Source organism: Micromonospora sp. NPDC049201, assembly GCF_055586805.1.
Genome location: NZ_JBVJHM010000008.1, coordinates 242,550 through 262,826 on the forward strand (window position 1 = coordinate 242,550; position 20,277 = coordinate 262,826).

17 protein-coding genes, 1 tRNA gene and 1 pseudogene are annotated in these 20,277 nt (G+C 70.6%); 4 read left to right on the forward strand and 15 right to left on the reverse strand.

Going from position 1 to position 20,277, the window contains the following annotated elements; all coding sequences use genetic code 11:
* The first annotated feature begins 169 nt into the window (after positions 1–169).
* The 4 genes from ACZ6O5_RS19385 to ACZ6O5_RS19400 all read left to right on the forward strand — a co-directional run bounded on the left by ACZ6O5_RS19385 (position 170) and on the right by ACZ6O5_RS19400 (position 4,730).
* Positions 170–463 (forward strand): hypothetical protein, encoded by a 294-nt coding sequence (locus tag ACZ6O5_RS19385; protein ID WP_465978835.1) that lies wholly within the window; start codon positions 170–172, stop codon positions 461–463.
* Positions 463–1,083 carry an RNA polymerase sigma factor gene (locus ACZ6O5_RS19390; protein WP_465979082.1) on the forward strand — a complete coding sequence of 207 codons (621 nt, stop codon included), beginning with the start codon at positions 463–465 and terminating at the stop codon, positions 1,081–1,083. Before ACZ6O5_RS19385 ends, ACZ6O5_RS19390 begins: the two co-directional genes overlap by 1 nt.
* Positions 1,070–2,962: an EAL domain-containing protein gene (locus tag ACZ6O5_RS19395; protein ID WP_465978837.1), complete on the forward strand. Its 1,893-nt coding sequence runs from the start codon at positions 1,070–1,072 to the stop codon at positions 2,960–2,962. The genes ACZ6O5_RS19390 and ACZ6O5_RS19395 overlap by 14 nt, the downstream gene beginning before the upstream one ends.
* Positions 2,963–3,269: 307 nt before the next feature.
* Positions 3,270–4,730 (forward strand): endo-1,4-beta-xylanase, encoded by a 1,461-nt coding sequence (locus ACZ6O5_RS19400; RefSeq protein ID WP_465978839.1) that lies wholly within the window; start codon positions 3,270–3,272, stop codon positions 4,728–4,730.
* 15 nt (positions 4,731–4,745) lie between these two features.
* Here the strand turns inward: ACZ6O5_RS19400 and ACZ6O5_RS19405 are convergent, their stop codons facing one another.
* The 15 genes and pseudogenes from ACZ6O5_RS19405 to ACZ6O5_RS19475 all read right to left on the reverse strand — a co-directional run bounded on the left by ACZ6O5_RS19405 (position 4,746) and on the right by ACZ6O5_RS19475 (position 20,176).
* The gene (locus ACZ6O5_RS19405; protein ID WP_431935921.1) at positions 4,746–5,183 is read right to left on the reverse strand and encodes a MerR family transcriptional regulator; all 438 of its coding nucleotides are present in this window, start codon (positions 5,181–5,183) and stop codon (positions 4,746–4,748) included.
* Between the two features lie 18 nt (positions 5,184–5,201).
* Complete coding sequence (locus tag ACZ6O5_RS19410; RefSeq protein WP_465978842.1) at positions 5,202–6,242, reverse strand: NAD(P)-dependent alcohol dehydrogenase; 1,041 nt, start codon at positions 6,240–6,242, stop codon at positions 5,202–5,204.
* 46 nt (positions 6,243–6,288) lie between these two features.
* Positions 6,289–7,365 carry a Gfo/Idh/MocA family protein gene (locus tag ACZ6O5_RS19415; RefSeq protein WP_465978844.1) on the reverse strand — a complete coding sequence of 359 codons (1,077 nt, stop codon included), beginning with the start codon at positions 7,363–7,365 and terminating at the stop codon, positions 6,289–6,291.
* A gap of 1 nt (position 7,366) precedes the next feature.
* Positions 7,367–8,488: a Gfo/Idh/MocA family protein gene (locus ACZ6O5_RS19420; protein ID WP_465978846.1), complete on the reverse strand. Its 1,122-nt coding sequence runs from the start codon at positions 8,486–8,488 to the stop codon at positions 7,367–7,369.
* Complete coding sequence (locus ACZ6O5_RS19425) at positions 8,485–9,369, reverse strand: sugar phosphate isomerase/epimerase family protein (protein ID WP_465978848.1); 885 nt, start codon at positions 9,367–9,369, stop codon at positions 8,485–8,487. The genes ACZ6O5_RS19420 and ACZ6O5_RS19425 overlap by 4 nt, the downstream gene beginning before the upstream one ends.
* Before the next feature lie 14 nt (positions 9,370–9,383).
* Positions 9,384–10,220 carry an ATP-binding cassette domain-containing protein gene (locus ACZ6O5_RS19430; RefSeq protein WP_425785174.1) on the reverse strand — a complete coding sequence of 279 codons (837 nt, stop codon included), beginning with the start codon at positions 10,218–10,220 and terminating at the stop codon, positions 9,384–9,386.
* Positions 10,217–12,031 (reverse strand): dipeptide/oligopeptide/nickel ABC transporter permease/ATP-binding protein, encoded by a 1,815-nt coding sequence (locus ACZ6O5_RS19435; protein WP_465978850.1) that lies wholly within the window; start codon positions 12,029–12,031, stop codon positions 10,217–10,219. Before ACZ6O5_RS19435 ends, ACZ6O5_RS19430 begins: the two co-directional genes overlap by 4 nt.
* Positions 12,028–12,969 carry an ABC transporter permease gene (locus tag ACZ6O5_RS19440; RefSeq protein ID WP_465978852.1) on the reverse strand — a complete coding sequence of 314 codons (942 nt, stop codon included), beginning with the start codon at positions 12,967–12,969 and terminating at the stop codon, positions 12,028–12,030. The genes ACZ6O5_RS19435 and ACZ6O5_RS19440 overlap by 4 nt, the downstream gene beginning before the upstream one ends.
* A gap of 80 nt (positions 12,970–13,049) precedes the next feature.
* On the reverse strand, positions 13,050–14,570 hold the full coding sequence (locus ACZ6O5_RS19445) for an ABC transporter substrate-binding protein (RefSeq protein WP_465978854.1): 1,521 nt from the start codon (positions 14,568–14,570) through the stop codon (positions 13,050–13,052).
* 46 nt (positions 14,571–14,616) lie between these two features.
* Positions 14,617–15,762 carry an ROK family transcriptional regulator gene (locus tag ACZ6O5_RS19450; protein WP_465978856.1) on the reverse strand — a complete coding sequence of 382 codons (1,146 nt, stop codon included), beginning with the start codon at positions 15,760–15,762 and terminating at the stop codon, positions 14,617–14,619.
* A 759-nt stretch (positions 15,763–16,521) separates the two neighbouring features.
* Positions 16,522–18,735 (reverse strand): SF1B family DNA helicase RecD2, encoded by a 2,214-nt coding sequence (gene recD2, locus ACZ6O5_RS19455; RefSeq protein ID WP_465978858.1) that lies wholly within the window; start codon positions 18,733–18,735, stop codon positions 16,522–16,524.
* A gap of 13 nt (positions 18,736–18,748) precedes the next feature.
* A pseudogene (locus ACZ6O5_RS19460) lies at positions 18,749–19,417 on the reverse strand (nucleoside/nucleotide kinase family protein); the annotation flags it as partial.
* Positions 19,418–19,426: 9 nt separating this feature from the next.
* Positions 19,427–19,684: a Txe/YoeB family addiction module toxin gene (locus ACZ6O5_RS19465; protein ID WP_465978860.1), complete on the reverse strand. Its 258-nt coding sequence runs from the start codon at positions 19,682–19,684 to the stop codon at positions 19,427–19,429.
* A complete protein-coding gene (locus ACZ6O5_RS19470; protein WP_465978862.1) occupies positions 19,681–19,956 on the reverse strand; it encodes a type II toxin-antitoxin system Phd/YefM family antitoxin in 276 nt (91 codons plus the stop codon). The genes ACZ6O5_RS19465 and ACZ6O5_RS19470 overlap by 4 nt, the downstream gene beginning before the upstream one ends.
* 147 nt (positions 19,957–20,103) lie before the next feature.
* A tRNA-Lys gene (locus ACZ6O5_RS19475) sits at positions 20,104–20,176 on the reverse strand.
* Positions 20,177–20,277 lie beyond the last annotated feature (101 nt).

A 20,277-nucleotide genomic window follows, 5' to 3' on the forward strand; every position in this document is an offset into this window, starting at 1 on the left:
ATGGGATTGTCATGACCACTTCGCGCAGCGTTCCGATGAGATGACTTTGTGCTGTATGCGCTGCCAGGAACCTTGATCATCGATCTTCGAGAACATTGTGGACGCGGAGGCGTCTACATCCGCTGCCCGCCACGGATAGTAATTGGCGACCGAAGGGGGCAGGAGAACGATGAACGAAGCGCTGGCGGAACCGCTCACCGGCTATCAGGTGATGGCCGTGGCTGTGGCCGTCGCGGGGGCAGCGGCCGGACTGGTGCGCGCGTGGGTCGCGTACCGGGCACGCATGCAGGAGGAACGCGAGGCGACGACACGTACCACAGCCCGGGTCACCTGGTTGATCAGGCTCGCGGAGACCGACCACGACATGGTGCGGATCGTGGAACGCGACCGCGACGGGCACCGCGAGGTGGAGCTGGGTGGCCGCGGCGTGCCGAAGGCCGAGGCCGTCGAGGAGGCGGCGTGATGGAGTTCGAGGGCACCGCCGCCCTGACGACGGACCAGGCCGACCGCGAGACGGTGCGGAAGGCTGAGGCCGCTCGCGTGAAGGCCGCGCACGACCAGGAGTTCGCCGTGTTCGCCGAGGCCTCCTACCACCAGGTGGAGCGGATCCTCAGGTCGGCGTGCCGGGACCGCGAGGTGGTCGAGGACGCGCTCAACGAGGCGTACCTGCACGGGCGGGTCAAGTGGTCCGAGCTGCGGGCCCACGACCGGCCGATCGGCTGGATCGTGGTCACCGCCCGGTTCAAGATCATGAAGGACCGTCAGCGGTGTCAGCGGGAGGCCGCGATGGCCCCGGAGGACCTGCCGCCGGGACCGCGCTCGAACATCGCCGACGTGTGGGAGGCGCAGGAGACGCTGCGGGGCTGGTTGCACCAGCTCCCGACGCGGTACGCCGAGGTGTTCCAGATGGCGCAGGAGGGATTCTCCAACCAGGAGATCGCCCGCATCCTCGGGCTGACCGAGAACAGCGTCCGCTCCTACAAGGTGGCTGCCCGGCGAGGGCTGCGCGAGTTGGCCGAGGAGGCCGGCTACACCGGCCCGGACGGTCACCGGCGGCAGGGGGAGAGCCGTGGATCTCGATGACATCCTGGCGCTGGCCGAGACCACGCCCAGTCCGCTGGAACTCGCCCGGGCGCGGCGGGTCGCACGCGCCGCGCAGAGCCAGTACGACGTCTCACTCGCCGAGGGCTACAAGATCCTGGTCGACGCCGACCTCGTCGACCCGTTGACCTGCGACGCAGACGAGGCGGCCCGGGTCGCGCGCGCCGCCCAACTGTCGAAGTTGGGCACCGTCACCTGGACGGCCGGTGGAACCGAGGGCGTCGGGCGGATCTTCTGGTCGGACGAGATGGCGCGGATCTTCGGGCACGCGCCAGGAACGTTCCGGCTCACCCCCGACACGCTTCTCGGCCTCGTGCATCCCGGGGACGCGGGGCGGGTCCGTGCGGCGGTCCGGGCCGTATGGGAGCGGAAGCGTCCCGGCGAGGTCGGCTTCCGGGTGATCCGCCCTGGCGGCAGCATCCGCCACGTGCACTGCCACCTGGAGATCACGACCGACCAGGGCGAGCCCTCCGGAATCATCGCCACCGGTGAGGACGTCACCACGCTCGAACTCGCCCGGCGGGAACGTCGCCGGCTCGCCGTCCGCAGCCGCATGCTCTGCGCCGACCCGGCCGCGCGGGACGCCCTTACCGGGCTGGCGACCCGCGGCTACGTCATCGACAAGGTCGATCGGGCCCGCCGCACCACCGGTGGCGCCGTCGTCGTCGTGGCGACCGAACCCGCCACCCGGCTGCCGGAGGCGCTCACCGACGAGGACCGCGACCAGTTGACCGCGGCGGTCGCCCGTCTCCTGCGTACGGTCGTCGGGAGCGAGCTGACGGGGGGCCTGGTCGGCTCCGGCCTGTGGGGGGTGCTCCTCACGCCGGGCGGGGACGACGCGGAGCGCCTGGCGGCCCGGATCGTCGAGCGGTTCCGGAACCATCTGTTCAGCGTCCGGCAGAAGGCGGTGCGACTCAACACCTCGGCGGGCGTGGTGCACTTCGGCGGTGGGATCAGTGCGAGCGGATTCGACCTGCTCGTCGACGGCGAGCACGCGGCCCGCGACGCCCGCCGCAACGCGGCCTCCATCACCGTGCTCGACCAGCCGGTCGCCGACGGCGAGCGGGCGGACCGGTGCCGTTCCCGGGTGCGGCACGCGGTCTCGGCGAACAGATTCGCCCTCTACGCGCAGCCCATCGTCGATCTCCAGCTCAACCAGGTCACCCGCCACGAGATCCTGCTGCGGGTGCGGAGTGACACCGGTGAGCCGGTCGCACCCTGGGCCTTCCTCGACATGGCCGAGCGGGTCGGGGAGATCCTCACGGTGGACAAGTGGGTCGTCGACCACGCCCTGGAGTTGATCGGCCGGGGTGCCCAGACCTCCCACTACCAGGTCAACCTCTCCGGCAGGTCGCTCGCCGACCCGGGACTGCTCGCCTTCGTGACCGAGGCGATCGACAGGCACGGCGTCAGGCCGGAGTGTCTGACGTTCGAGATCACCGAGACCGCCCTCATCGAGAACCGGAACGAGGCGCTGGCCTTCGCGACGGGGATCAGAGAGGTCGGCTGCCACCTGGCACTTGACGACTTCGGCACCGGCTACAGCACGCTCACCCATCTGAAACAACTCCCGGTGGACCTCGTCAAGATCGACGGGACGTTCATCGTCGACCTCTGCCGGTCGCCGGCAAGTCAGGCCCTGGTGTCCATGCTGGTCAGGCTCTGCGAGGCGCTCGGCATCCGGGTCGCCGCCGAGTACGTCCAGGACGAGCAGACCATCGAACTGCTGCGGAACCTCGGGGTCGACTTCGCCCAGGGTTACCGGACCGGACGACCCGAGCCGATAACCGTCAGCCGGGCGGAGGCGCAGACGGTCGAGCTGGAACTGCGGTTCCCGCCGCAGTACACCGCGCTCGGCTGATCGTCGTCGGGCGCGGTGCGAGCCGTGGTCCGGACGAGTTGACCGATCTCGGTCGGTCCCGCATCGCCTGATGCACGGTGCCCGGGGACTGGAAGTTTCGGCGACTGTGCCGAGCCGGTTTCTGCGCTCATTGACGTTGACCGATCAACTTCTCGCGAGTATGTTGCGGTGAAGTTACCGGTAGCTTTCCGGAAGTTTCGGGGCCGGTGACCCGGACCGCGCACCACCGTCCCGGTGGTGTCCCCGCCAGGTGCGCGGTCCGTGCACACAGCCTTGCGCATCCTCATCCGTTATGCAGAGGAGTGTCATGAAACGTCTACTAAGGCGTGGCCCCTACCGCCTGCTGCTGGCCGCCACCGCCGGCTCGCTGGCCCTGGCCGGGGCCGCGCTTGTGGTGCCCGGCCCGGCCCAGGCCGCCAGCACGCTGGGCGCCGCCGCCGCGCAGTCGGGCCGCTACTTCGGCACCGCCATCGCGGCGAGCCGGTTGAACGACTCGACGTACAGCACGATCGCGGCGCGTGAGTTCAACATGATCACGGCCGAGAACGAGATGAAGCCGGACGCGACGGAGCCGAACCAGAACCAGTTCAACTTCAACTCCGGTGACCAGATCTACAACTGGGCCACCCAGCGTGGCCTGAAGGTGCGCGGTCACACGTTGGCCTGGCACGCCCAGCAGCCCGGCTGGATGCAGAACATGCAGGGCAGCACGCTGCGCAACGCGATGATCAACCACATCAACGGTGTGATGGCCCACTACAAGGGCAAGCTCGCCGCGTGGGACGTGGTGAACGAGGCGTTCAACGAGGACGGCAGCCGCCGTAACTCGAACCTCCAGGGCACCGGCAATGACTGGATCGAGGTGGCGTTCCGCACCGCGCGGGCGGCCGACCCGTCGGTGAAGCTCTGCTACAACGACTACAACATCGAGAACTGGTCGTACGGCAAGACGCAGGGTGTCTACCGGATGATCCAGGACTTCAAGTCCCGGGGCGTGCCGATCGACTGCGTCGGTCTCCAGACCCACTTCACCGGCGGCAGCTCGCTGCCGAGCAACTTCCAGACCACGCTGTCCAGCTTCGCCGCGCTCGGCGTGGACGTGGCGCTCACCGAGGTCGACGTCACCAACTCGTCGACCTCGCAGTACCAAGGTCTGACCCAGGCGTGCCTGAACGTGCCGCGCTGCATCGGCATCACCGTGTGGGGCGTGCGCGACAGCGACTCGTGGCGCTCCAACGAGAACCCGCTGCTGTTCGACGGCGGCGGCAACAAGAAGGCCGCGTACACCTCGGTCCTGAACGCGCTCAACGCGGCCGGCCCCGGGCCGACCACCTCGCCGACCGCGACGCCGACCTCCGGGCCGACCACGCCGCCGCCGTCCGGCGGCGCCAGCCGGATCGTCGGCAGCCAGTCCGGCCGGTGCGTCGACGTGCCCAGCTCGTCGCAGACCAACGGCACCCGGGTGCAGCTCTACGACTGCCACGGCCAGACCAACCAGCAGTGGACGTACACCGGCAGCAAGCAGCTGACCATCTACGGCGGCAGCCGCTGCCTGGACGCGGCCGGCTCCGGCAACGGCGCGGCGGTCCAGATCTACGCCTGCAACGGGCAGGCCAACCAGCAGTGGAACGTCAACTCCAACGGCACCATCAGCGGCGTGCAGTCCGGCCGCTGCCTCGACGTCTGGGGCACCGCCAACGGCCAGCAGGTCCAGCTCTACGACTGCAACGGCCAGGCCAACCAGCAGTTCCGGCTCGTCGCCAACTGACCGACAGGCGGTGGCTCACCGTGGTGACGGTGGGCCACCGCAGTCGTCGGGCAGGTCGTCGTCCTCGCAGGTGCGGCCGTGCGCCATCAGGTCGCGGAAATCCGCCATCTTGTGCCGCATCACCCGCAGGTCCTCGTCCAGTTCGGCGCGGCGGCGGTGCAGCCGTTCCTCCTGCTCCTGGAGGATCCGCAGCCGCTGCGCGGAGTGCTCCGGGGTGCCGGGGCCGAGCGCCACGAAATGGCGGATCTCCGCGATCGGCATGCCGGTGCGGCGCAGCGCCTGCACCAGGCGCACGAAGCGGACGGCCGCCGGCCCGTACCGGCGGCGGCCGTCCGAGGTGCGCTTCACCAGCGGGATCAGGCCCTCACGCTCGTACCAGCGCAGGGTGTCGAGACTCATGCCGGTCAGCTCCGACACCTCACGGATGCCCAGAGCGGTCGCGGTAGCGTTCACCTGCCAACCGTACGTCGGTCACCCGAGGTCGGAGAGGTCCAGCACGAACCGCCAGCGCACGTCGTTGCGGGCCAGCCGGTCGAGCGCGCGACCCACCTCCCGCGCCGGGACCTTCTCGACGTCCGCGACGATGCCGTGGCGGGCCGCGAACTCCAGCATCTCCCGGGTACGCGGGCGGCCCGCGCTGCCGGACGCGGCCAGCCGCTTGTAGCCGAGCAGCAGCGCCAGCGCCTCCGGCTCGTACCGGTCCGGGATGCCCAGCATGCAGAGCGTGCCGTCCATCCGCAGCGCCCGCAGGTACGGCGACGGGTCGTGCTTGGCCGACGCGGTGTCGAGGATGAAGTCGAACCGGCCCGCCTGCGCCGCCATCGCCGCCGCGTCACCGGAGACGATCACCTCGTCGGCGCCCAGCTCACGTGCCCCGGCCTCCTTGCCCGGCGAGGTGGTGAACACCGACACCCGCGCGCCAAGCGCCCTGGCGAACTTGACCGCCAGGTGCCCGAGGCCACCCATCCCCACCACGCCGACCCGGTCCCCGGCGCCCACCTCCCAGCGGCGCAGCGGCTCGAACACGGTCGCCCCGGCGCACATCAGCGGCGCCGCGCCGGCCGGGTCCAGCCCCGCCGGCAGCGGGTACGCGAACGACTCCCGCACCACGTAGTCCCGCGCCCAGCCGCCGCGCGTCACGCTGCCGTCCAAGCGGTCCCGACCGCCGTAGGTCAGGGTGGGGAAGTCCACGCAGAACTGCTGCTCGCCGGCCCGGCACGCGCCGCACGTGCCGCACGAGTCGACGATGTTGCCGACCGCGACCGGATCGCCCACCCGGAAGCCGGTCACCTCGCTGCCCAGCGCCGTGACCTCGCCGACGAACTCGTGCCCCGGCACCAGCGGCGGGGCGTCCGCGGTCAGCGCCTCGGCCGCGTGCAGGTCGGTGTGGCAGACCCCGCACCAGGTGACGCGTACCGCGATGTCGTCCGGGCGCAGAGCCCGGCGTTCGAACGGGTACGGCGTCCAGCTTCCGCCGGGAGCCGTCAGTGCCATGCCTGTCGTCTGTGCCATGGCGGCGACGCTAGGCGCTGGAGTTCGCTCCAGCGCAAGCCTCCGCTCAGCCGGCGGTCTCCAGCGTCGACCCGATCGTGGTGAAGCCGCCGCCGGCGCGGGCGGCGTCGGCGATGGCGGTGAGCACCTCCAGCACGTGCAACCCCCGGTTGCCCGTCGCCTTCGCCGGACGCCCGGCCAGGATGGCCTCGGCCATGTCCACCAGCCCCATCCCCATGAACCCGTCGGACTCGCGCGGTCCGGGGAGCACCTCGACGAAGTCGGTGCCCGGCCCCTTGAGCAGCACCGGGCCACCCCACGAGTTGGCCTGCGCGGCGACGATCGTGCCCTCGGTCCCGTGGATCTCCAGGTGCGGCGTACGCGTCGCCGCGACGTCGAAGCTGGTCACCAGCGTGCCCAGCGCCCCGCCGGCGAACTCCAGCACGGTGTTGACGTGGGTGAGCGTCCCCACCCGGAAGGTCGACCCGGCGCGCGGCCCGGTCAGCACCTCCCGCTGCGCCCGCGCCGTGCCGCCCAGCGCCCCCACCCGGACGACGGGACCCATCAGCGCGGTCAGCACCGTGAGGTAGTACGGGCCGATATCGAACAGCGGGCCGGCGCCCTCCTGGTAGAGGAACTCGGGCTCCGGGTGGAACCGCTCCGGCCCGGGATTCATCATCGCGGCGGCCACCGAGGTCGGCGTGCCGATCGCGCCCCGGGCGACGAGCGCCGCACAGGTCCGCGCCCCGACGCCCAGGAACGTGTCCGGCGCGGTGCCGACCCGCAACGACCGGGCCCGCGCGGCGTCGAGGACGCGGCGACCGTCGGTCATGGTGGTGGCCAGCGGCTTCTCCGTGTAGACGTGCTTGCCGTGCGCCAGCGCGCGCAGGCTCACCTCGGCGTGCGCCCGGGGCGGGGTGAGGTTGAGCACCAGGTCGAGACCCGGATCGGCCAGCAGGTCGTCGACCGGGAGCACCGCCGGCACCCGGTGGGCGGCCGCAAGCGCCCGGGCCCGCGCCGGGTCGGCGTCGGCGCAGGCGGCCACCGTGACGGCCGGCTGGCCGGCCAGGTTGGCGAGGTACCGGGAACTGACGTTGCCGCACCCCACCACGCCGACCCGGACCGGTCCCCGTGCGTCGGCCATGTCAGGAGAGCCTGATCTCTTGACCGGTCCGCGCCGACTCGTAGACCCCGTCGAGCATGCGCATCACCTCCGCGCCGTGCGAGACGGGCGCGACCTCCTCGGCCTCGCCGAGGCAGAGCGCGACGAAGTGCGCGATCTCGTTGGCGAACCCCTCGGCGAAGTCGAACGACAGGTTGTCGATCTGGGGTGCCACGTTCAGCACCGTGTCCTGCATCTCGGTGGCGATGCGCAGCGCCGGTTCGAGTTCCGCGCCGCCGCGCTCGCCGAAGACCGCCACTTCGAGGCGGTCCTCCAGCGCGTGCAGGGAATAGCTGGTCTCCAGCACCAACGACGCGCCGTTGTCGAACCGGATCAGCGCGGCGGCGAAGTCCTCCACGTCGCTGCGCGTCGGGTCGTAGTCGGCGACCTTGTAGCGCGACAGCGAGGTGACGTTCGCCCGGTTGCCGAGCGGCGAGTGGGTGACCGCGCTGACGGTGACCGCCCGCGGTGTGCCCATGAAGTACCAGCAGAGGTCTAGGACGTGCACGCCGATGTCGATGAGCGGCCCGCCGCCGGACCGCGCCCGGTCGGCGAACCAGCCACCCGGGTTGCCGAGCCGTCGGATGTTCGTCGCCCGCGCGTGGTAGACGTCGCCCAGCATCCCGGCGTCGACGAACGACCTGAGCACCAGCGCGTTCGCGCCGAACCGTCTGACGAAACCGACCTGGAGACGGCGGTCGTTGCGCGCGACCGCGTCGACGAGCGCCTGCGCCTCCCCGGCGGTACGGCTCAACGGCTTTTCCACCAGGACGTGCTTGCCGGCGTCCAGCGCCGCGGTGGCGATCTCCGCGTGGGTGTCGTTCCAGGTGCAGATGCTCACCGCGTCGATCTCCGGATCGGCGAGCAGGGCGTCGAGCGTGGGATGGACGCGGGTCACGCCGAACGTCTCCGCCTTCTGCGCGCTCCGCTCCTGGTTGACGTCGAACACGCCGGCGAGGTGGACGTCCGGGTTGGCGGCGTACGCGCCCAGGTGCATGTCCGCGATGCTCCCGACGCCGATCACGCCCACCCCGAGCCGGCTCACGAGGCCGTGCCGACCGGGCATGCCCTCACGGCCCTCGCTTCGCTCGGTGCGTTCGTTCATGCCGCCCCCACCTCGGCGAAGAGCCGCTTCGCGTTGGCCAGGCCGATCGGGTTCGCCATCAGGCACTCCTCGATGCCCTCGAACTCGATGGAGACGAAGCCGTCGTAGCCGGCGTCGAGGATCCCGCGCACGATCCGGCGCATGTCCAGGTCGCCGTAGCCGACGATGGAGCCGAGCAGGTAGGTGCCGCCGGGGGTGTGGTGCCAGCCGTCGCCGGGGAACTGCGAGCGGACGTAGAAGTCCTTCAGGTGCACGATGCTGGCGTACGGCGCGTTGTCGGCGACCGCGACCACCGGGTTGTCGTCCACCGACATGAAGTTGCCGACGTCGAGCGTGGTCTTGAAGTTCGGCTCGTCGACCAGGTGGATGAGCCGACGGACCCGCTCGCCGCCGTTCATCAGCAGCCCGTGGTTCTCCACGCTGGTGGTGATGCCGTACTGCGCGGCGTACCGGGCGATCTCCTGGCACGCCTCGACCATGCGGGGCAGCAGCGCCTCGAACTCGGCGACGTCCCTGGCCCGGTGCGCCCACTTGGCGACGTCGTGGCGGAAGAGCGTGATGCCCAGCGCGGCGGCCACGTCGAGGTGCCGCTTGACCCGCTGCATGTGCCGGTCGGCGTCGGCCCCGAGCAGGTCGGCCGGGACGACCAGGTTGGACAGCGTGACGCCCTGGTCGGCGGCACGCGTCTTGATCTCGCGTACGAGATCGGGGTCCTGGTCGAGCGTGGAGGTGTCGTTGGAGATCTCCGGGGAGAGCGACACGGTCGCGATCTCCATGTGGGTGGCGTCACTGGCCGCGATCCAGTCGATGACCTCGAAGAGGCTCATCCGGCCGGTACGCAGGTGCTGGTAGAAGGAGTAGGAGCTGAAGCCGAATTGCACGATGTTTCCTTTTCCTAGAGAGCGGCGTACCGGCGGCGTCGTTCGGCCTGGCGGACCGGGTCGGGAATGGGGGACGCCATGAGGAGCCGGTTGGTGTAGGGATGCTCCGGCCGGGACGTGACCACGTCGCCGTCGCCGGTCTCGACGATCCGGCCCTTGAGCATCACCGCGACCCGGTGGCAGACGTAGCGGACCACCGACAGGTCGTGGGAGATGAAGAGGTACGCGACGCCGGTCTTCTCCTGCACGTCGATGAGCAGGTCGAGGATGCGGGCCTGAGTGGACAGGTCGAGCGCGCTCACCGGCTCGTCGCAGACGATGAGCCGGGGCTTCAGCGCCAGAGCGCGCGCGATGGCGATGCGTTGCCGCTGCCCGCCGGAGAACTCGCGCGGATACCGGCGGCCGGCGTCCGCCTCCAGACCGATCTGGCGCAGCAGCTCACCGATCCGCGCGGTGGCCTCGGCCCGGGCCACGCCCTGGGCCCGCAACGGCTCGGCGAGGATGGTCTCCACGGTCATGGCCGGGTTGAGCGACGAGTACGGATCCTGGAAGACGACCTGGATGTCGCGGCTCAACGCGCGGCGGGCGCGCCGGTTCGCGTGGGTGATGTCGACGCCGTCGAACGTGACCGTGCCGCCGGTGATCGGGGCGAGGCCCAGCACGGCACGGCCCAGCGTGGTCTTCCCGGAGCCGGACTCGCCGACCAGACCGACCGTCTCGCCCGCGCCGACCCGCATCGAGACGGCGTGCAGCGCGTGGAACGACGGGCGGCGCCAGCCGGCCCCGCGGTAGACGACGTCGACGTCGCGGATGTCGAGCAGGGGCGTGCCGGTGTCGTCGGGGGCGCTCACGACCCCACCTCCTGGAGGTCGCCGCGCTCCCGCCGGGGCGGCGCGTCTTCGAGGGTCGCGTTCAGGAGCATGCGGGTGTACTCGTGTCGCGGGTTCGCGAAGAGGCCGGCGACCGGCTGCTGCTCGACGATGAGGCCGTCGCGCATGACCGCCACCCGGTCGCAGATGTCGGCGACCACACCCAGGTTGTGGGTGACCAGGACGAGCCCCATGTCGCGCTCGCGTTGCAGGCCACGGAGGAGTTCGAGGACCTCGGCCTGGACCGTGACGTCGAGCGCGGTGGTCGGTTCGTCGGCGATGAGCAGCTCCGGGTCGCAGGAGACGGCGCCCGCGATGAGCACACGCTGGGCCATGCCACCGCTGAGCTGGTGGGGATGGGCGGCGAGGGTACGCGGGGGGTCGGGGATGCCGACGCGGTCCAGCAGGTCGAGCGCCCGCGCGGTGGCGGCCTTCCGGGACAGGCCGAGCCGGTGCCGCATCGGTTTCGTGAGCTGGGCGCCGATCGTGAAGGACGGGTCGAGGTTCGACATCGGCTCCTGCGGGACGTACGCCATCCGGGTGCCGCGCAGCTTGCGCAGCTCGCCCTCGCGCAACCCGACGAGCGACTGCCCGTCCAGCGCGATCTGCCGGGCGGAGACGGTGGCGTCGGGGGGCAGGAGCCCGAGGATCGCGAACGACGTCTGGGACTTCCCGGAGCCGGACTCCCCGACCAGGCCGAGAACCTCGCCGCGCGCGACGTGCAGCGACACGCCGCGTACCACCTCCTTGGTGGTGCCGTCCTCCGCCACGTACCGGACCGCCAGGTCCTCGACGCGCAGGAGGGCGTCGGCGGGCGGCGCGGCGGGCACCGGCGCGTCGCCGACCGCGGCCCGGTCGGCCGGCGTCTCGCCGGTCCCGATCCGGTCGACCGGGGTGTCGTCGGTGCGGGCGGGGCGCGCCGCGCGCTTGGTCTTGCGCCGCAGGCTGATGCCGAGCGAGTCGGCGAGCGCCGTGCCGAAGAGCACCAGCGCCATGACCGTGACGCCGATCGCCACGCCGGGCGCGATGACCAGCTCGGGGGCGCGGTGGAAGTTCTGGAACGCGTTGCTCAGCTCGCCGCCCCAGCTCGGGCGCTGCGGGTCGCCGAAGCCGAGGAACTCCAGCCCGGACTGCACGATGATCGCCATCCCGAAGATGAACGAGGACCGCACGAGCACCGGACCCAGCACGACGGAGAGCACGTGCCGGAAGATGATCCGGACGTCGGACAGTCCGGCGACGCGGGCGGCGTCGAAGTACAGCTCCTCGCGTACGCCGATCACGGCGCTCCGGGTCAGCCGGAAGATGTCCGGTGAGGCGAGCACCCCGAGCGTGATCATCGTGGGGGCGAGGCCGCTGCCGAGTGAGGCGATCACCACGATGATGATCAGGATCTCGGGCAGGGACATGAGCATGTTGAAGATCCAGCTCGACACCCCGTCGAACCACTTCGCGCGGTAGCCGGCGAGCAGGCCGGCGGGAATTCCGCACAGCAGCGCGACGGTCACCATGATCGCGCCGGCCTGGAGGCTCACCCGGCCGCCCCACAGCAGCCGGCTGAGGATGTCCCGGCCGTTCCCGTCGGTGCCCAGCGGGTGGTCGCCGCTCGGCGGCCGGAGCGCCTCGGAGAGCACCACCAGGTTGGGATCCTGCGGGGCGAGGAGCGGGGCGAGGACGCTCGCGGCCACGATGGCGAGCAGCACGACGCCGGCCACCACCCCCATCGGGTTGCCGAGGAAGGCGCGGAGTCTTCTGGAGGTGCGGCCCGCACGGACCGTCGTGTCGGCGCTCATGCGTTCCGTACCTTCGGATTCAAAGCGGCGTAGAGGATGTCGACCGTCAGGTTGACGAGCACGACGACGAGCACGGTGAAGAGCAGGACGCCCATGATGACGGGGATGTCGCTGTTGCCCGAGGCATTGATGGCGACCGCGCCGATGCCCTGGAGGCCGAACACCCGCTCGATGATGGCGGCGCCGCTCATCGCGGCGATGAACTGCAACGAGAGCATGGTCAACGCCGGCGGCGACGCGTTGCGCAGCACGTGCACCAGCAGGATGTGGCGTTGCGACAGGCCGCGGCTGCGGAGCGTCCGGACGTACGCCTGGCCGCTGACGGTGATCACGGAGTTGCGCAGTTGCTGGGCGATGGCGGCGATCGACCCGATCGACAGCGCGATGATCGGCAGGGTGATGGACCAGAGCCAGCCGCTGGGGGAGTCGCCCAGGTGGACGTAGCCGGTGGCCGGGAACCAGCCCAGCCGCACGGCGAAGATCAGCGCCAGGATGATCGCCACCCAGAAGTTCGGCAGGCTGAAGCCGAGCACCATGACCACCTGGAGCGCGCGGTCGAACGTCCCGGGCCGGGTCGCCGCGAGCAGCCCGAGGACGACGCCCAGGACGGCGGCCACCAGGACGGCGCCGAGCGCGAGGGACACGGTGACCGGAAGGCGCGAGACGATGAGGTCCATGACGTCGGCGTTCTGCGCGGACGAGACACCCAGGTCGCCCCGCGCGACGTGGCCCAGCCAGTCCAGGTACTGCTGGACGACCGGCCGGTCGAGGCCGAGCTGCGCGCGCTTGACCGCGACCTGTTCCTCCGTGGCGTAGAGGCCGAGCGCGCCCCGGGCGGGGTCGGAGCCGGTGAGCATGAGGAAGAAGAACATCCCCGTCACCACCGTGAACGCCAACAGCAGGCCCGTGACCAGTCGCCGGCCGATGAAGCCCAACATGCCTGCTACCTCCTAGCTGACCGGGGTGGTCCCCCGGGTGGGCCGGTGGTGACCGGCCCACCCGGGGATCGACGGGCGGGTTACTTGGCCGGGGCGAAGAAGCGCAGGCTCGGCATGAGCTGTGCCTGCTGCATGGTCACGTCGATGTCCGGCTTGAACAGGTAGACGTTCTCCTGCGTGACGATCGGGGCGAACCAGGCCTGCTCCACCAGGTGGGTGTTCAGCTCCTTGTAGAGCGCCGCCTGCTTGTCGCCCTGCGCCGCGGGAATCTCCTTGAGCAGCCGGGTGACGGTGTCGTCGGTGTACTTGAAGTTGTTCCACAGCGACGTCGGGGTGAGCTTGTTCAGCACGTCCGTCCACGCCGGGATGTTGGTGGAGAAGGAGAGCATGAACGCCGGCTGGCCCTTGAGGGTCTCCAGGCCGCCGTTGGCGAAGCCGTTGACCGGCACCTGCTCGACAGTGATGCCCACGTCGGAGAGGTACTGCGCGACGATCGGCACCAGCGGGGACATGAAGCCCTCGCTGAACGAAATCTTGATCTTGAAGCCGTTGCCGTAGCCCGCCGCCGCCAGCAGTTCCTTCGCCTTCGCCGGGTCGTACGGGTAGCGCTCGTTCAGCTCCGGCACCCACGCCTCGCTGGCCGGGTTGAACGTCTGCGTGGAGACCTGGCCGAACCCGCCGTAGTGGGTCTCCAGGATGGCCTTGCGGTCGAGCGCGTGGTTGATCGCCTGCCGCACCCGCACGTCGCCGAGCGCCGCCGACGCCTTGCCGGCCCGGTCCTGGAGGATGATGCCCTGCCACTCGCCGGGCACCGTCTTGACGGTGAGCCCGTCGGTCTTCGCCTTCGGCACCATGTCGGAGGTCCCGTACATGAACTGGATCTGCCCGGTCGCGAGCGCGTTGTAGCGGGCGGTGAACTCCTCGTACGGACGGATCACCACGGTCTCGAACGGGAACGCCTCGCGGTTCCAGTAGCCCTCACGCGCGGTGAACTTGTAGCTGACGCCCTTCTCGGACGCGCCGGCGTCGAGCAGGTAGGGCCCGGAGCCGACCGGGGTGGTGGCGATGCCGCCCGCGGCGAGCGCCTTGGGGCTCACCATGTAGCCCAGGTACGTCGCCAGGCCGGCGAGCAGGCCGGGGCTGGGCTCGCTGAGGTGCAGACGGACCGTCTTCGGGTCCACGACCTCGACGCGTTCGATCGCCCGGGCCGCCTCGGATGCGCTGCCGGCACCCTTCTTCCGCGCCTCGATGTTGACCTTCACCGCCTCGCCGTCGAGCGCGGTGTCGTCGCTGAACGTGACGCCGTCGCGCAGCTTCAGCGTGAGTTCGGTGAGGTCGTCGTTGTACGCGTACTCGGAGGCGAGGTTGCCTTCGATCTTCGAGTCGGCGGTCTTGCGGAGCAGCGGGTCGTAGACGGCCTCCGCGTAGTGGATGACCGCGCCCTCCTTCATCTCTGCCGGGTCCCAGGTCAGGACGTCGCCGTTGTTGCCGAGGACGAGTTGGGCGGAGCCTGCCTCATTGGCCTGGCCGCCACCGCTACAACCGGCGAGGGCGAGAGCGACTGCGGCAAGCGCTGCCGTCAGCGTGCGGGGTAGTTGCACTATGTTCCCTTCTTGTGCTGCAAAGCCAGCGCCGGTCGGCGTCGGGTCAAGCGATTCCGAGCTGTTGGCTCATGACCATGGCGGTCGCGCCGCGCAGGACTATGTCGTCGCCCAGCTCGGAGAGCCGGAGGACGATGTCGCCGTGGACCTCGGTCAGGGCGCGCCGGCGGATGGTCTCCATCGCGGCCGTGGCCAGCGGCCCCTCCAACACCCGGTGCGGTCCGCTGAGGACGATCTCGGAGATGTTGAGCGCGGCCACGATCGGCGCCAGCACGGAGCCGAGCGCCTCGCCCGCGACGGTCAGCACCCGGGCGCGCTCCGCGTCGGTGTGGGCCCCGGACAGGTCCTCCTGGATGCGCCGGGTCGACAGCCAGGTCTCCAGGCAGCCGGTCTTGCCGCACACGCAGGGCCGCTCGCTGCCGGCGTCCACGACCACGTGGCCGATCTCGCCGGCCGCGAACCGGCTGCCCAGGATCGGGGTGCCACCGAGCAGTAGTCCCGCCCCCACGCCGACGCCGACCCGGACGAGGAGCGTGTCCGCGGCGCTCTCGCCGTAGCTGCGTTCGGCGAGCGCGGTGGCGTTGGCGTCGTTGGACACGACCACCGGGCAGGCGAAACGCTCACTGAGCAGAGCCTGGAGGTGGATGTCCTGCCAGCCCAGGTTGGGTGCGCTGAGGACGACGCCGCCGAGGTCCACGATGCCCGGCGTGCCGATGCCGATGCCGAGGAGCGGCGCGGTCACCTGCCGGCGAAGCGCCTCGACGAGACCGGTCACCTTCGCCAGGGCGTCGGCGCCGGTGCTGCCCTCGATCTCGACCTGCTGGCGGGCCACGACGGTGCCGCCGAGGTCGAGCACGGCCCCCCGGTAGAGCGTCGAGTGGCTCAGGTCCAGGGCGACGGTCTGGTAGGCGCGCTCGTTGAATTCGAGCATCATGGCCGGCTTGCCCGGCCGGGTCCCGGCCCGCGTACCGACCTCGACCACGAGGTCGTCGGTGAGGAGATCGCTCACCACGTCCGAGACGGAGACCCGCGTCAACCCGGTGCGGCGCGCCAGATCCGCCCGGCTGTGCGGTCCTTCCCGGTACAGCATCCGCAGCAGCAGTTCCCGGTTGTGCACGCGTGCCTGCTCCGGGCGCACCTTTTCGCCGGTGCGGACCCGGGCCGGAACCTGGTCTCGCCGAAGGGTGCCCACCGCCTGTCCCGGCTGCTCGGGCGGCGTTGCTCCGGAGGTATCAATGCACGTCACCCGGTTAGTACAGGGGGCTAACAAACCCCGGGACAAGAACGCGGCTCGCCTTGATGCCAAGTCGTTACATTCGACTCTCGTCGCCGTCAAGATCGAATAAGGTGGGCAAATGCCCTGGTAGCGACGCTGTCGCTCGCGCGCGCGGGGGAGGGGTGGTCAAGTCGGCGGCGAACGGGGGTCACCGTCGCTGGTGGACCTCCGGTACGGTCCGTGGGGGACTATCCACGCTCGGTCAGGCAAGCGTCGCCTTCGGCCTGTCGACCGCGCCAGCCGTCGCCAGCGTCCCCGTCCCCGTCCCCGTCCACGGCCCACCGATGCCAGGCCGCCGCCGCGCCCGCGTCGCTCTCGCCGCCGCCACAGCGTGCGCGCCGTCATCACGTCCGCGGGCCGCCGCCGTCCGATATTGATCAGGTGCCGTCGCCCCGCTCGGCCGCCCCGCCGATCCACCGCGCCCACCGCCAGCCGCGCCCACCGCCAACGCGTCCCGCCCGAGCAGCCGCTCGTGATCGTGGAGGCACGTTCGCCCGTGCCGTCGCCAAAGACGTGCCCCGGTGCGCCTGGCCCGCCCTACGAAGCGTCGATCTTGCACTTTGGGTCCACAAAGCGCGGCTTATGCGCCTTTCGTCGGGGCGGCAAGTGCAAGATCGACGCGCCGGGGTGGGGTGGGGTGGGGTAGGGGTGGGGTGGGGTGGGGTGGGTTGAGGGCTATGCGAGGCGGTGGTTGAGGGCGGTGTGGCGTCGTCCGGCGCCGACGGTGCGGACGGCGGCGGCGAGCGCGCGGCGGGAACCGACCAGGACGACCAGTTGCTTGGCACGGGTGACGGCGGTGTAGAGCAGATTGCGTTGCAGCATCATCCAGGCGCTGGTGGTCAGCGGGATCACCACGGCCGGATACTCCGAGCCCTGGGACCGGTGGATGGTCATGGCGTACGCGTGGCTGAGTTCGTCCAGCTCGTCGTAGTCGTACGCGATGTCCTCGTCCTCGTCGGTGCGGACGGTGAGCGTCTGGTCCTCCGGGGAGAGGGCGGTGACGATGCCGAGCGTGCCGTTGAAGACGCCCGCCTGACCCTTGTCGTAGTTGTTGCGGATCTGGGTGACCTTGTCGCCGATGCGGAACACCCGCCCGCCCATCCGCCGTTCCGGCTGTCCCTCGCGGGGCGGGGTGAGTTTCTGCTGCAACAGCGTGTTCAGCGCGCCGGCGCCGGCCGGGCCGCGGTGCATGGGGGCGAGCACCTGGATGTCGCGTCGGGCGTCCAGGCCGAACCTGGCCGGGATGCGGGTGCAGGCGACGTCGACGGTCAGGGCGGCGGCGGCCTCGGTGTCTTCGCAGGCGAAGAGGAAGAAGTCCGGCAGCCCCTGGAGGAGGGGCGGACGGCCGGCGTTGATGCGGTGCGCGTTGGTGACGACGCCGGACTCGGCGGCCTGGCGGAAGACCTGCGTCAGCCGCACCCGGGGAATCGACGGGGCGGCGAGCAGGTCGCGGAGCACCTCACCGGCGCCGACCGACGGAAGCTGGTCGACGTCACCGACCAGCAGCAGGTGCGCGCCGGGCGGGACGGCCTTGACGAGCTTGTTGGCGAGAATGAGGTCGAGCATGCTCGCCTCGTCGACCACCAGCAGGTCGACGTCGATCGGGTTGTCGCGGTCGTAGGAGGCGTCGCCGCCGGGGCGTAGCTGCAACAGCCGGTGCACGGTGGCGGCCGGATGGCCGGTCAACTCGGCGAGACGCTTCGCGGCCCGGCCGGTCGGCGCGACGAGCGTGACCTTCGCCTTCTTCGCGACGGCCAGCTCGACGATCGAGCGTACGGTGAAGCTCTTGCCGCAGCCCGGCCCGCCGGTGAGCACCGCGACCTTCGAGGTCAGCGCGAGCCGGACGGCCTGTTCCTGCTCCTCGGCGAGGTCGTTGCCGGTGCGGGCGCGCAACCACCGCTGCGCCTTGTCCCAGTCGACGTCGTGGAAGTGGGGCAGCCGGTCGACCCGGTCGTGCAGCAGCCGGGTCAGCGAGTTGGCGAGCGACTGCTCGGCGCGGTGGAACGGCACCAGGTAGACCGCCGGCACCGGTTCCCCGTCCCCGCCGGGCAGCGCCTCGCGGACGACCCCCTCGTCGGCCGCCAGGTCGTCGAGGCAGCGGGCCACCAGGTCGGCGGGCACGTCGAGGATCTTCGTCGCGTCCGCGACCAGCTCCGGCTCGGGCAGGTAGCAGTGCCCGTCGTCGGTGGCCTCGGAGAGCGTGTACTGGAGGCCGGCCATCACGCGTTGCGGGCTGTCGTGCGGGATGCCCACGGACTGGGCGATCGTGTCGGCGGTCTTGAAGCCGATGCCCCACACGTCGGCGGCCAGCCGGTACGGCTCCTTGGTGACCACGTCGACGGAGGCGTCGCCGTACTGCTTGTAGATCCGCACCGCCAGCGAGGTCGACACGCCGACACCCTGGAGGAAGACCATCACCTCCTTGATGGCCTTCTGTTCCTCCCACGCGGCGGTGATCTTCGCCGTACGCTTCGGACCCAGCCCCGGCACCTCGACCAGTCGGGCCGGCTCCTCCTCGATGACCCGCAACGTGTCCAGGCCGAAGTGCGCGACGATCCGTTCGGCGAACACCGGCCCGATCCCCTTCACCAGACCCGAACCGAGGTAGCGCTGGATGCCCTGGATCGTGGCGGGCAGCACGGTGGTGTACGAGTCGACCTCGAACTGCCGGCCGTAGCGCGGATGCGACGACCAGCGTCCGTGCAGGCGCAGGCTCTCGCCGGGCTGCGCGCCGAGCAGCGCGCCGACCACGGTCAGCAGGTCACTGCCCCGCTCGGTGGCCACCCGGGCCACCGTGTAGCCGGTCTCCTCGTTGACGTACGTCAGGCGCTCCAGGACCGCTTCCAGCGTGGCCAGCGGAGGACGGGGTGCGGCGGTCACGGCCACCATCCTGCCTCCAACCGGCGCGGCTCTCCCAGACCGGCTGCCGTGGTTCGTCGTTGTGCACGACGATGTCCGCGTGCTCGGTCGGACGGGCCGTGGCGAAGTAGAGCTGCTGGGCGGGGAGGTACCGCTCACGCCAGCGGCGTTCGACCGCCGCCCGGGACGACACCTGGCGCTCCCGGATCACGGCCCGCTCCACGGTCCGGTCGAGTGCGATCGACACGAAGACCCGCAGGTCCCACCGTTCGAGCAGTTCCGGGCGCAGCAGGAAGACGCCGTCGAAGACCAGCACGGCGTCGGCGGGGGCGGTCGTGACCGGCGGGGACAGCACCGTGTCCGCGGCGTGGTCGTAGACGGCGGGGCGGAAACGCCGGTCCCCGCCCGGGCCGAGCGGGTCCAGCAGCACCCGGGTCAGTGATTCCCGGTCGTGGGCGTCGAAGTAGCAGCCCTCGGCCGAGAACTCACCGCGCGGATAGCGCTGGGCCCGGGGGAACAGGAAGTCGTCGACGGTCGCCCGGATGACGTCGCGGCCCCGCTCGCGCAGGACGGCGGCCAACTCGTCGGCGAGGGTGGTCTTGCCGGCGGCCGGCGGCCCGTCGACGGCGACGCGCGTCGGGTGGGTGCCGGTGACGGACCCGACGGCCTCGGCCAGGTGGTCGAGCAACTCGTCGCGGGTGCCGTGCGCCATGTGCTGACGCTAGCGGTCGACGTAGTGGTATCGGCAGGCGATGACCTCGACGTCGTCCTTGGTGATTCGATACACCAGCCGATGTTCCCGATCGATCCGGCGGGACCAGAAGCCGGACAGCTCACCCCGAAGGGGCTCGGGCTTTCCGATGCCCTCGTATCCGTTGCGCATCACGCCTGCGATCAGCTCGTTGATGCGCGTGACCAGCTTTCGATCGGTGTGGCTGAGGTACTGGCTCCACGCGGTCGCGGTGAAGACCAACCTCACGCGACGTCCCGTACGGTGGTCGGGTCGATCGGATCCCGGTCGGTCGCGTCGCCGCTCTCAAGCTCCGCCATCGACCGGCGCAACGCGGCGGCGTTGCTCGGGTTGCGTAGGAGGTACTCGGTCTCCTTCATCGACTCGTACTCCGCAAGCGGCACGATCACGACGGGCTCATGGCCGGATCGGGTAACCACCACTTCCTCCGCGTCGTTGATGACGCTGTCGAGCTCGGCCGCCAGGTTCTGCCGCAGTTGGGTGAAGTTCACGGTCCGCATGACCACCTCCATGGCAAGTACAGAAAAATGTACCTCAAGTGGGTCGGTGATGGGCCAATGCCTGCACGTTGCAGGTGTCCGGTTCTGACCGGCCAACTCGCGGTGACCGCGGCGGTTCCGTCGAGGGGCGCCGAGCTGTGAAGAGAGTGGGCCGCCTGGGACTCGAACCCAGAACCTAAGGATTAAAAGTCCTCAGCTCTGCCAATTGAGCTAACGGCCCGTCGGGCCACAGGCTACCCGATCAAGGCATACGCTTCAGCGTCGAGTTGCCGCTGCTCGCCGTGGCGGAGAGCCCCGCGTCGGCCCCCGGAACCTGCTCCG